This is a genomic window from Mycobacterium sp. ZZG (assembly GCF_054786995.1).
Window position 1 is genome coordinate 1 of the sequence record NZ_JBTBFV010000098.1, and the last position, 11,229, is coordinate 11,229.

Below are 11,229 nucleotides of genomic sequence, written 5' to 3' on the forward strand. Positions count from 1 at the left end.
TGCTCACCAAATCCGAACAGCGAAACGTCGCGTTAGCGAACATGATTCGCGCCGCTGGTGGTGGTTACGGCGGGCGCCCGATGGGCGGCGGCATGCCCATGGGCGGCGGCATGGGAATGCCCATGGGCGGCGGCGCCATGTCCCCGCTGGGCTCGCTGTCGGCGCTCTCCGGCCTGACCCTCAAGATTCCGGGCCTTTCGGGCTCGTCGTCGCCGCGTCGGGCGTCCGCGACCCGTGGTGCCGCACCGGACTCTTCGGCCGCAAAGATCCCAGTGGGTGACGTCAGTTTCGCCGGGCGCGGCACCTTCCCCAAGGGGCCCGCGGCCATGTCAGCGGCCATCAATGCCGCGCTGGACGCCCGCGGTGTCACCGACCCGGTGGCTCGCACGAGGTGGCACGAAGGCTACATGACGCTCACCGGTCGCGAAAGCGGCCATAACGGCAATGTCGTCAACCTGTCCGACTCCAACGCCCACGGCGCCCAGATGGCTGATGGCGCCCCGGCCAACAGCTCCCGCGGTCCCGCACAGTGCATCCCCACCACCTTCGCCGCCTATCACCAGCCGGGCACCTCGACGAGCATCTACGAACCGGTTGCCAACATCGCCGCCTCGATGAACTACGTCATGGACCGCTACGACGTGAGGCCGGATGGGTCCAACCTTGCCGCCCGGGTTGCCCAGACGAACGCGAGCGCCAGCCCTCGGGGGTACTGACCAGCATCGAGGGATTTTGTTCTGTAGATTGCCATTCTCGATGGCGGCTTGCCATTTGAGATGGCGGCAGTTGGCGGATCCGCCATCTCTATGGCAAATCGTATGACCTTTGAGTCCCGAGCGTCGCCGCTACATGGATCTACGCGGCCGAGAATTCCTTTTCGCTATTGCTTTGTCCCCGGCTGGGGGCGCACGCTTTTTGGACGCCCTCGGTGGCGGAGCAGTCAAATGTTGGTATGGGATGGTTCAGCTATCGCAGCCACGGCCGCTGAGCGGTCGTCGGCGGACCGACTGACGCCGCAACACTGGAAAGTGCCCGGTTCCGTTGAGGTGGATATCTCGACGGCGACCATCGATCTGCGCCTCGCGAACGGTGAAACTGATCGTTTCGCGGCGGCTGAGGTGTCGGAGGCGGCATTGTTTGCCGCGATTCCGTGGCGGACGTTTGGCTGGTACAAAGGGCAGCGTCATTACTCGGGCAGCTATTGGGCCGCCACTGTAGACAACCATGTTATCTACGAGTCACGGTTGGAACTGTCGTCGCTGTTGATGGCGGATTTCGATGTCTCGGTGCTCGAGATCGCTGCTCAGCCGTTCCTGTTGCAAGCGGTGGTGAATGGTCGACTGCGACGCCACATTCCGGATTTCCTGTGGCGCACCAGGGCTGGGTTGGTCGCCGTTGATGTGGTCCGCAGGGAACGTCTTGACGGAAATCCGAAGATTCAGGTGCTGTGCTCTTGGACTCGCGAGGTTATCGGATCCCTGGGTTGGGACTATCGGGTGGTCAGCGAACAACCGGCAGTCCTGTTGGGAAACGTGCGATTTCTTGCCGGGTACCGCCGCAAGCGATACATCTCGACGGACGCGCTCCAGCAGATACGTTGCTGTCGCGACGATTTGGTCGGCCGGCGGGTTAATGATGCGGAGTCGGTGATCGGTACGGCAGTTGCGCTGCCGGTGATGCGTAGTGCACTGCTGCACGCATTGTGGACTCAAGAGTTCTGGGTTGACCTTGACCAGCCGCTCCGACCCTCGAGCGTATTGGGGTTACCGCGATGACGTGGGCATCGACACCTGTGCGTGTCGGTACTCGCTTCACCTATGAAGGCAGCGTGCACGAGATCATCGATTTGCACGTTTTCGGTGGCTGTTTGGAAGTACTCGCGAAGACCGTGCGCGGTAACATCCTGCGTCGCTTGTCCATCTATGAATTGTTGATGTCTGATCGTGTCCGGTTTCTGCCAGCCGACGATGGTGCGGCTGCCCAAGAAGAGACTGACGTGGCTGCCGTCGTGTTGTCGGCCGTTCCGGCAGCGGTGCGACAGCAGGCGTGCGAACGAGCAGCGCACGTGCGCGAAGTTCTGACCGGATTCAGATCCGGATGCGCGGCAACCGCTTTGCCGGGTGAACCCAGACCTGAATATGGCCCCGACGTGGGGCTGATGCAGCGTTATGCGGCCAAAGCTCGTGAACTGCAAGAAGCTGGCGTCGATGCGGCCTATCGCACGGTCGAGCGGTGGGTCCAGCAGTACCGCATCCATGGAGAGGCGGGCTTGGTTTCGCAGCGCGCGGTGCAGCCCGGCATTGGTGGACGTCAGGATCCGCGGTGGCAGGAGACGGCCCTGGAGGTGATGGGCGAGTACACGGATCTGTCGAAGCCCAACGAGGACTTGGTAATTCGACGCACCCGGGCTCGTCTGGACGCCCGGTTCGGCGCCGGTGTGGTGAAGTTGCCGTCGCAGCGCACGGCGTATCGGATCCTGGCCGGCCTCGAAGACCGGCGACCGCTGTTTAAGCAGAGCACGAAACGCAACCGTGATATCGCTTCTCGGTCGGCCGAGGTGTACGGCAAGCTGCATCCGATGCGGCCGGGGGAGTACCTGCTGATGGACACCACTCGCCTGGATGTGTTCGCGATGGATCCGCACACGTTGACGTGGGTGAACGCCGAGTTGACGGTGGCGATGGATTGGTACAGCCGCTGTGTCACCGGGTTGCGGCTGACCCCGGTGTCGACGAAATCCATTGACGCGGCAGCGGTGTTGTACGAGACGTTCCGGCCGCGACCGGCGGGGCGGGACTGGCCAGCTGAGGCGATGTGGCCCCCACGCGGGATCCCGCGCTCGGTGCTCGTCGAACAGGACGCCCTGGACGCAGACAACGTGCTAGCGGCCACACCGGCCGTTGTGCCCGACACGTTGGTCGTCGATCACGGCCGGATCTATGTCAGCGCGCACCTCAACAGCGTGTGTCAGCGGTTGGGGATCTCGATACAACCGGCCCGGTTACGCCAACCCCGCGACAAAGGACCGGTGGAGCGGTTCTTCTCCACGCTGCGGGTAGGTCTGCTGCAGGAGCTGCCTGGCTATAAGGGGCAGGACATTTTTGCGCGCGGGGTGTCGCCCGAACAGGATGCGTGGTTCTACCTCGATGAGCTGGAAGCCATTATCCGGGAGTGGATCGCCGTCATCTATCACCACAGCGCCCACGACAGTCTGAGCGGGCTGGGGGTGCCGGGGCTGAAGATGACCCCGGCGGAGATGTTCGCCCATGGGGTGGCGCGCGCGGGTTACCTGGAGGTGCCGCGCGATCCCGATCTGGCCTACGAGTTTCTGCCGGTGGTGTGGCGGGTCATCCAGCATTACGGCATCGACGTGGGAGGGCGCCGCTACAAAGGCGACATCGTCGCTGGGCGCGCGAAGGAGAAAAGCCCGTATCCGAATGAGAAGTGGCCTGTCGCTTACAACGTCGACGACATCACCAGGGTGTATTTCCGTGATGACCGCACCCGCCACTGGCATCCGTTGGTGTGGGAGCACGCCGACATGCTTGACGCCCCGATGAGCGAGGAAATCTTGCGTTTCGAGCGTGCCTTGGCTAAAGCCCAGAACCGGTATGTCGATGACCCGCTGGCCATCACTAGCTTCCTGGAACGCCGCAAACTCAGCGTCGCGAACTCGATGGCCGAGCGTCGCCGGGCACTGCGGGTGGCCCGCGAGCAGTCCACCCTCATCGGTGATCTAAACCCGCCACCGGACAGCGCCGAATTGAGCTCGGTCGCTAAAGCGTTGGATCGCGAACCCGGCGAGCGGACCCACGACGCCGACGCTGATGCGTTCGTCGATGACCTCGACGAGGTACCCGGCGAACTCGATGACGCCGACGAGCCGCCGCTGGAGCATGGCAGCTTTTACGACGGTGTGCTGGAGGTGGAATGACCTCCCCGAAGTCCTCAACACCGAAGCGGCGACCCGCGACGTCGTCGCGGGGCAAATCGGACGTCAGAAACCCTCGCGAGTATCTGGACAATCTCACGCTCGCCCGCAAGGAAGGGTGGCGCGACATGGTCGACGCACCGACCCTGGAGCGACCGGAAGTGCTGTCCCACAAACAACTACGTCATCTGGGTGCGGCTGCCAGCGAGGACTACAACGATCAGCGCCGCCGCTGGCACGCCCAAATGGGCACGGTGATGACCGCCGAATGCCAATCCGTGCTGGAGCAACTCGAAGACTTCGTGGCCTGCAACTGCCAGACCGGTGAGGACACCAAACCGATGATCGCGCTCAGCGGACTGCCCGGGCTGGGCAAGAGCACCGTCTCGCGGGTGTTCGGGAAACGCCTGCACCGCAGACATATCGAGCGTTACGGGACAACTACACGCGCCGGAGATGAACGGTGGCCGGTGTGCCGGATCGGAATGACCGCCTCCACGGGCACGCGCGAATTTAACGCGGCATTATGCGACTTCTACGCCCACCCGGGAGGGCAGCGAGCTAGCGCGCAACAACTGCTACGGTTCGCGCTCGACGATGTGTCCTCCTGCGAGACAAGGCTGCTCATCATCGATGACCTGCACTTCTTGCGCGGCCGGCGGGAACGAATGACCGATCTGAGCAACCAGTTCAAATACATCGCCAACGAGTTTCCCCTGACGGTGCTCCTCATCGGGATCGGCCTGCACGAGCGCGACGCGCTCCTCGATGACTGCAACGCCTACCGCGATCATGAAATGGAACAGCTGCTGCGCTGCACCACGCCAGTGGACATGTCACCGTTCAAGGTCGACACCGAAAAGCAACGACAGCGCTGGCGGGATTTACTGCTCACCCTCGAACAACGGCTGCTGCTGACCCAGAAGTATCCGGGCATGCTCGCCGATGACCTCTCCGATCAGTTATTCGTGCGCAGCACCGGCCACATCGGCTCATTGATGGCGCTGATCCGATTGGCCTGCCAGAAAGCCATGCGCACTGGCACCGAGAAACTCACCGCCGAGCTCCTCGACACTTGCCGCATCGACAGCGCCGCCGAACTCGGCCGCCGTGAACTACACGCCGCGTTTCGCACCGGCAAGAAAACCACCCGGCTACGCACTACGCCGAACCCGCCATGACCACCGTCCGCGCGCTACCCCTAATCACAAGACCCGCGCCGGGGGAGGCGCTGGATTCCTGGTTACACGCCATCGCGGTGCGCCACAACACGTCGCTCAAGGCGCTCTACCTTCACATGGGCGTAGACACTGTTGGCGATGAACGCACCCGCGTCACCGCTGCCACGGTCAGCGAGCACGACGCGCAAGGGATCGCCGCTGCAACAGGTCTCATGCCGATCCAGGTGCAAGCGATGACGTTGGCGCACCATCTAGCGAACGTGTCCTGGGCCCAGGAAGCGACAGCGGATCTGACCGCAACCACGCCGCGCCACCACGGCGGGTGGCGGTTCTGTCCACACTGCCTGGGCGCCAGCGGGGGAACGTGGCTGCTGCAGTGGCGGTTGATGTGGAGCTTCGCCTGCCTGCAGCATCGGTGCCTGCTGGCCGAATACTGCCCGCGCTGCGGCCGGCGCCAACGCGCCCCTCAACCCCTCAACGCCGCCCCACCGCGTCCGGTGCACTGTGCTCACCCCAGCCCCACGACTACCGGCAGAAACCGGTCCCGCTGCGACGCAGACCTGGCCGACACCCCCGTCATCACGCTGGAGGCTGATCATCCCACTCTGCTAGCCCAACAGGTGCTGGTCGAGCTGCTCGCCGCCGACAGCGGACGATTTGGGCTCTACGCGCAGCATCCGACGCCAGTTCGGGACGTGCTGGCCGATATCCGCATCCTTGGCCGCAGCATCCTGTCGGCCACCGCGGGCCGCCACCTCGACGGCCTGCTGCCCGCCGAGCTGGCCGCACAATATCGACACCAGCGGCAGTCGGCCAACGCGCCGATGTCGTCTTCGGTCCTGACGTGCGCCGCGGCGATCACCGCGGCCGTCACCGTGCTCAGCAGGCCCGACCTCGGGTCGGCCGCTGCGCCGCTGGCGGCGCTGCCTGAAGAGGTGAGCCGTTACGTGCTGCATCAATGGACCTATCTCGACCAGCCGGCCGGGCCGTCGGCGAGCCCGGTGCTGCAGAGCCTGCATCTCACCGCACTCGGTGACCGCCTAAGCCCCGCTGCGCAGTTGCAGTGCCGCCTCGGCAGTGCGCGTCCGCGGCTGCACGCCACCGACGCGCAGCGGCAGCAGCAGCTGGTTCGGGCGCTGCCCACAGCATTGTGGCCGGGCTGGGCGTTGCGGTTGAGCCCGCCGGCGTTGGCGCATTCCAGCTCGCGGGCGGTGCTGGCTGCCGCAGTGCTGCTGGTCGGCAGCGACCTGGACATCGCTGAGGCCGCCACGCATCTCGGCGGCGACCTGGGCCGCCTCAACGCCATCTACCTGCTGTGGCGGCTTAAAGAATCGCCGCACTGGCCCGCGATCCGCGACGCCCTCGCTGCCGTATCGGACTACCTTAGCGATGAGAGTGCACCCATCGACTACGCGCGGCGACGCGACCTGGACTACCGCGGTGTGCTCGCCCAGGACGAGTGGGACCGCATCTGCGGAAGCCTCGGCCACCAAAGATGCTCGGCGGCCCACCCACGCAGCTACCTGCAGCACCAAATCCGCGGCACCACCAAACCCCGCACCGGCCCTGGCGGCGCCGACACCGAGCTCAGGGAATTCCCGGGCCGACTCACCCCGCTGCTCAGCCGCGCCCTACACCGTCACGCAACGAGGTTCCTTGCAACCCAAGGTATTCAGGACGAGCCGGTGGTGTGGGAACCCCCGACGAGTATCGTCGCCGGCCTGTCGTTACCTGGTGTCGAGCTCGGCGATATCGAGATCACGCAGCTACACCGACTAATCCGGGTTGACCGCCGCACCATCGCCGCCACCAGCCAGCAGTTGGGAGTCAGCGCCGACCTTATTCGCTATGCACTCGAACAGCATCCCGCCCCGGCGCTGCCCCGGCCCCCGCGTACACCGCGGATCGGCGCCCGGCGGCCTGGGAGGGTGTATCAGCAAGCCGCCGAAGCACTCCCGCGGGAACGCCTCGTCGCCCTGTACAGCCAGGAACAACGCAGCCTCGCCGACATCGCCGCCCTGACAGGGTTCGACAAGAGCACGATCTCTCGCTTAATGCACGACTACACGATTGCCCTACGACCGTCGGGGCCGCGACCGACCAAACCGGTCGATCCCGACTGGCTCTACACCGAATGCATTGTCCACCAACGCTCGTGTGCAGACCTCGCGCGAGAACTCCACACCCGCAGCGAAACAGTAGCCGCCGAGGCCACCACGCTCGGAATACCGGTGCGCACCGTGGCCCGCCACACCGACGCCGAACTGCGCGACAACCCGAACGTCCCCGCCATCCTCATCCCGGCCCTCGTCGGCCACGGCGGCTGGGAACGGCTACAGCGCTTCGCCGTGATCACCCAGTTCCCCACCCTCACCGATGCCGGGAAACACCTCGGCAGGGGAGTGGCCGTCACCGGACACCACATCTCACGCCTGGAAAAAGACTTCCGCGCCCGCCTTCTCATCCAGAAACCGCTGCGCTGCACCGACTTCGGCGAAGAAGTGCTCGCGGCGGTGCACCACCTGGCCGAACTCGGCGGACCCTGACGCACGTACTGGACTACCGCTGCGCGGTAGCAGCCGGATCGTCGACCACGATCTCGCTCACCGACACCCCGAGCGCCTCGGCAATGTCATACACCCGCTCGATCAACACCCCACGCCGGCCATGCTCCATCTGAATCAACTGATTCCGCGCTACCCCCGACTCCAGCGCCAGACTCTCCTGCGACAACCCCCTCTCCAGCCGCAAGGCGCGGATCCGTGACCCCACCAACGCGCGGCGACGCTGCCACTGCTGGGCACGGTCGGGATCGTCCTCAGGAAGTCGTGTCGGCACCCCCCAAGTAGTCACCGGCAATACACGAAAGTCAGCCCACCAAAAAGTACACAACAAAATGTATCGCTAGCAGTACATTGAGGTGTGGGCGCGGAGCGAGGCGATAACCGGTTAATACCGGCCCTGCCAGTTCGCGCGTCCTCGAGCCGACGTGCCATGTCCCTGGTGTCAGGGATGGACCGTAGCTTTCCGCTGCGGGTAGCGCCGATCCACGGCGAGGCGCTCGACTCCTGGCTCGACGCGATCGCCCACCGGCACCACGTGCCACGCCGTGCCGTTATCGAGCGATGCGCCATCGCACCCATATCGTTTTACGGGGCCTGGATACGCCTACTCACCCCCGCCGATATCGACGGAATCGCTCAGGCAACCGGCTACGGCCGCCATGTTGTCGATGCGTTAGCGTTGCCGCGCAGCGGAAGTGGTGTGGGCCCGCTCAATGGTGCACGAACGCTGCCGTCCTCGACTTGGGACTGGCGCACCTCCTCACGCTGGTGCCCACAATGCCTGACCCACACCGGAGGCCGCTGGCTGCTCGCATGGCGACTCAACTGGACCTTCGCCTGTCCTACCCACCATTGCCTGCTCCAGGACGGTTGCCCGAACTGCGCTGCGCCGCAACGCTACCGCCCACCCACCTGCACGATCCCCGAGTTGGACCAATGTGCTCAACCGACCCTCGACCTCCTCGGGCAGCGGCGGCCTTGCGGCGCCGACCTGACCCGCGTTCAGCCAGCCGATCACCCCCTGAGCCTCCCGATGGCGCGGACCCAGCGGCTTATCAACGCGCTGCTCGCGGGAAAACCAAGGCGGCTCCGCGTATACGGCGCACATCAACCGACACCACACGACATGCTCACAGACGTAAAAACGCTTGCTCGTTACGTCTTCACACTCCTCGGCGGCGCCGCGGACTTAACGCTGCCCTCCGACACCGCTGTTACCGCCAGCCCCGACCGCAGCAGCCCAGGACGAACCACGGCCCGACCCACGATGCCCTCCGCCGTGCACACCGCAAATGCCAGCACCCTTGCCGCCGCGGTACTGGACGCGCACGGCCCGACCGCCGCGCAGCACCTGCTCGCTGCGGTCATCCTCGCTGACGGCAAGTTTGAATCTCATGACGTGTACCACGACGAAGCGCTCACACCGCTGGCCCGTCTCATCTGTCAACGCGCCAGCGAAGACGCCCGAGTAGCGCTCAAGCTCCGACGCCGCTTCGACATCACCGCCGCCAACTCAGCACAAAGTCGCAAGAAGAACCGTCTGGCTCGAGCTACCGCTCGCATCGACTCGATGTCACACAGCTCCGGGACGCGGTGGTCTCGGTGACGCCCGCCGCAACCCGCTGGCCGCTCTGCGTGGTGCGGATCCGACAGGTTTGCGGCCACTGATGATTGATCCCTCGCTGCCGCGGATCGGTGTGACCGAACTACGCCGCCAGTTCAGCCGAATACTCGGTGAGGTCGCACAGGGACGGGCCTTCGTCGTCACTCGACACGGGCGCGAAATCGCAGTGCTTCTCCCGGTTGAGGCATACCGGCGCATCAACTCAAGTGACTGACTGCACGACCATGGCGGTGATCTCGGGCGCCACGCCGACTACGCGCATGTCGGCGGACGCGGCGGCCAGCGTCGACTCAGTGACGACTTAGTCTGTGGCGATTAGTCACAGTGATGAATAGCCTTTGGTCGGCAAAACCGATAGGGTGCCACGATGCCTGGCCAGGTTGGGCGCACCTAAGAAACTCGGTACCGACGGTTCCGGTATGTTTCGTCCCCACGAAGTACGGCGATAGTACGTAGGCGTCGGAGGAGATAAGTCCCGACCCGGCGCGCGGCTATCGGATGGTTGGCGTCGAAGGGGGTGTCGCTGATGTTCAGTGCGATCGGCGGCAAACCGTGCTGATCGACCTTCTGGCGACCGAAGCCGGTTCAGGCCCGAATCCACCAGCGATCTCCTACCACGCTACCGACGTCGGATTATGGATGTCGCTTCCAGCGTTCGCGCCCGCGCTAGTGATCGTCGGTGTCGTCTTCTTCATTGCCCGTCGGAACCGACGCCGCGAACCAGGAGGCGACGCAGGTCCCACACAGAGCCCCGTCGTCGAGAGGAACGAGAATCCATGATCACTAAGGCATCCCAGTTGGGCGCCGTCATTGCTGCTGCGGCGACGCTATCTGCCTTAGTCAGCTGTGGATCCACTACGACGGATTCCACATCGTCGACCAGCCAGGCTGCGTCGACAGCCGCCACGACCATCGCCACCGAGCCGCCTCGGACCGAACAACCGCCACCAGCTACTGACGGCACCGTGGTCGAGGTCTTGATCGCCGGGGGGACGGTCACTCCGACGAACGGCCAAGCGCAAGCAACCGTCGGAAAGCCGATTGTGCTGCAGGTGACCAGCGACGTCGCCGACCAACTGCACGTCCACTCAGTACCTGAGCACACGTTCAACGTCGAACCGCGCCCAGATCAGACTTTCGAGTTCACCGTGGATGTGCCCGGACAGGTCGACATCGAGCTCCACGACCTCAATCGCAGTGTCGTCACCATCCAAGTTCGGCCGTGACTTCGCACGTCGAAATCTTCGCGCACGGCGTAGGCGGTTCCACTGACCTTCCTGTACCGCTGTCGTTCGCCCTTATCGGTGCGGCATGGGCCCTGACGGCAACTTTCGCGATCGTTGCCCTCGCTTGGAAGCACCCGCGCTTTGACCCCGCAAAGCCCGGCCGCGAACTACCTGCCTGGGTTAGCCGTGCCGTCGACTCTCCGACGACACGTTGGATTATCGCGATACTGGCACTGCTGTTTGCGCTATGGGTTCTGGCGGCCGCCATATGGGGCCCCGCCGGAAGCGACAACGCTCTGCCCGGCGCGTTCTACGTCCTACTCTGGGTCGGACTGATTGCCGTTTCGGTCTGCGTGGGTCCGGTCTGGCGCCTGCTGTCGCCGCTGCGCACCATCTACCGCATTTGCGGTCTCGCTCGACGGAAGGGAGCCGATGCCTCGGGCCGCTCCTATCCGCAACGATGGGGTTACTGGCCTGCCGCCTTCGGGCTTTTCGCCTTTGTCTGGCTTGAATTAGCAAGCCCTGACCCAGGTTCCCTGACTGCCATCAAAACATGGCTACTGATCTACGTAGGGGGAGAAATTGTCAATACCTGTGGATCGGGGTGTTTCAGGCGACCTCCGTTCCGGTGCTCTCGTCACCGTTTGAAGGCGGTGTTGGTGGGGTGATGTCGGTGGGTCGTTCGAGTAGCTTGCCTTTGTGG

The 11,229-nt window shown here is 64.5% G+C and carries 9 protein-coding genes and 1 pseudogene; 9 read left to right on the forward strand and 1 reads right to left on the reverse strand.

All coding sequences use genetic code 11. The annotated features are described in order from the left end of the window. The 5 genes from ACXMYJ_RS27795 to ACXMYJ_RS27815 form a co-directional block, all read left to right on the forward strand. Window positions 1–716: hypothetical protein (locus ACXMYJ_RS27795; RefSeq protein ID WP_460359413.1), on the forward strand; the 716-nt coding region annotated here is incomplete at its 5' end. Window positions 717–944: 228 nt separating this feature from the next. Beyond that, entirely contained in the window at window positions 945–1,775 is an 831-nt protein-coding gene (locus tag ACXMYJ_RS27800; protein WP_235733806.1) for a TnsA-like heteromeric transposase endonuclease subunit, read from the forward strand. Continuing rightward, window positions 1,772–3,934: a transposase gene (locus ACXMYJ_RS27805; RefSeq protein WP_460359414.1), complete on the forward strand. Its 2,163-nt coding sequence runs from the start codon at window positions 1,772–1,774 to the stop codon at window positions 3,932–3,934. The genes ACXMYJ_RS27800 and ACXMYJ_RS27805 overlap by 4 nt, the downstream gene beginning before the upstream one ends. Continuing rightward, the gene (locus ACXMYJ_RS27810; protein WP_099962895.1) at window positions 3,931–5,112 is read left to right on the forward strand and encodes an ATP-binding protein; all 1,182 of its coding nucleotides are present in this window, start codon (window positions 3,931–3,933) and stop codon (window positions 5,110–5,112) included. Before ACXMYJ_RS27805 ends, ACXMYJ_RS27810 begins: the two co-directional genes overlap by 4 nt. Then, the gene (locus ACXMYJ_RS27815; RefSeq protein WP_099962896.1) at window positions 5,109–7,658 is read left to right on the forward strand and encodes a TniQ family protein; all 2,550 of its coding nucleotides are present in this window, start codon (window positions 5,109–5,111) and stop codon (window positions 7,656–7,658) included. The genes ACXMYJ_RS27810 and ACXMYJ_RS27815 overlap by 4 nt, the downstream gene beginning before the upstream one ends. 13 nt (window positions 7,659–7,671) lie before the next feature. Here ACXMYJ_RS27815 and ACXMYJ_RS27820 read toward each other — a convergent pair whose 3' ends face one another. After that, window positions 7,672–7,965 (reverse strand): helix-turn-helix domain-containing protein, encoded by a 294-nt coding sequence (locus tag ACXMYJ_RS27820; protein WP_419197184.1) that lies wholly within the window; start codon window positions 7,963–7,965, stop codon window positions 7,672–7,674. A 141-nt stretch (window positions 7,966–8,106) separates the two neighbouring features. Here ACXMYJ_RS27820 and ACXMYJ_RS27825 point away from each other — a divergent pair, with 141 nt between their 5' ends. From ACXMYJ_RS27825 to ACXMYJ_RS27840, 4 genes and pseudogenes are all read left to right on the forward strand, one after another. Continuing rightward, window positions 8,107–9,282 carry a TniQ family protein gene (locus ACXMYJ_RS27825; protein ID WP_235733805.1) on the forward strand — a complete coding sequence of 392 codons (1,176 nt, stop codon included), beginning with the start codon at window positions 8,107–8,109 and terminating at the stop codon, window positions 9,280–9,282. A gap of 61 nt (window positions 9,283–9,343) precedes the next feature. Next, the gene (locus ACXMYJ_RS27830; protein WP_099962899.1) at window positions 9,344–9,514 is read left to right on the forward strand and encodes a type II toxin-antitoxin system Phd/YefM family antitoxin; all 171 of its coding nucleotides are present in this window, start codon (window positions 9,344–9,346) and stop codon (window positions 9,512–9,514) included. A 562-nt stretch (window positions 9,515–10,076) separates the two neighbouring features. Continuing rightward, the gene (locus tag ACXMYJ_RS27835) at window positions 10,077–10,526 is read left to right on the forward strand and encodes a hypothetical protein (protein WP_222878252.1); all 450 of its coding nucleotides are present in this window, start codon (window positions 10,077–10,079) and stop codon (window positions 10,524–10,526) included. Beyond that, window positions 10,523–11,137, forward strand: a pseudogene (locus ACXMYJ_RS27840) (hypothetical protein); the annotation flags it as partial. The gene ACXMYJ_RS27835 and the pseudogene ACXMYJ_RS27840, both read left to right, overlap by 4 nt. Window positions 11,138–11,229 lie beyond the last annotated feature (92 nt).

Excerpts from the sequence above, each read along its gene's own strand:
- ACXMYJ_RS27835 (WP_222878252.1), top strand. The coding sequence starts at position 10,077 with ATGATCACTAAGGCATCCCAGTTGGGCGCCGTCATTGCTGCTGCGGCG.
- ACXMYJ_RS27815 (WP_099962896.1), top strand. The coding sequence starts at position 5,109 with ATGACCACCGTCCGCGCGCTACCCCTAATCACAAGACCCGCGCCGGGG.
- ACXMYJ_RS27830 (WP_099962899.1), top strand. The coding sequence starts at position 9,344 with ATGATTGATCCCTCGCTGCCGCGGATCGGTGTGACCGAACTACGCCGC.
- ACXMYJ_RS27800 (WP_235733806.1), top strand. The coding sequence starts at position 945 with ATGTTGGTATGGGATGGTTCAGCTATCGCAGCCACGGCCGCTGAGCGG.
- ACXMYJ_RS27805 (WP_460359414.1), top strand. The coding sequence starts at position 1,772 with ATGACGTGGGCATCGACACCTGTGCGTGTCGGTACTCGCTTCACCTAT.
- ACXMYJ_RS27810 (WP_099962895.1), top strand. The coding sequence starts at position 3,931 with ATGACCTCCCCGAAGTCCTCAACACCGAAGCGGCGACCCGCGACGTCG.
- ACXMYJ_RS27825 (WP_235733805.1), top strand. The coding sequence starts at position 8,107 with ATGTCCCTGGTGTCAGGGATGGACCGTAGCTTTCCGCTGCGGGTAGCG.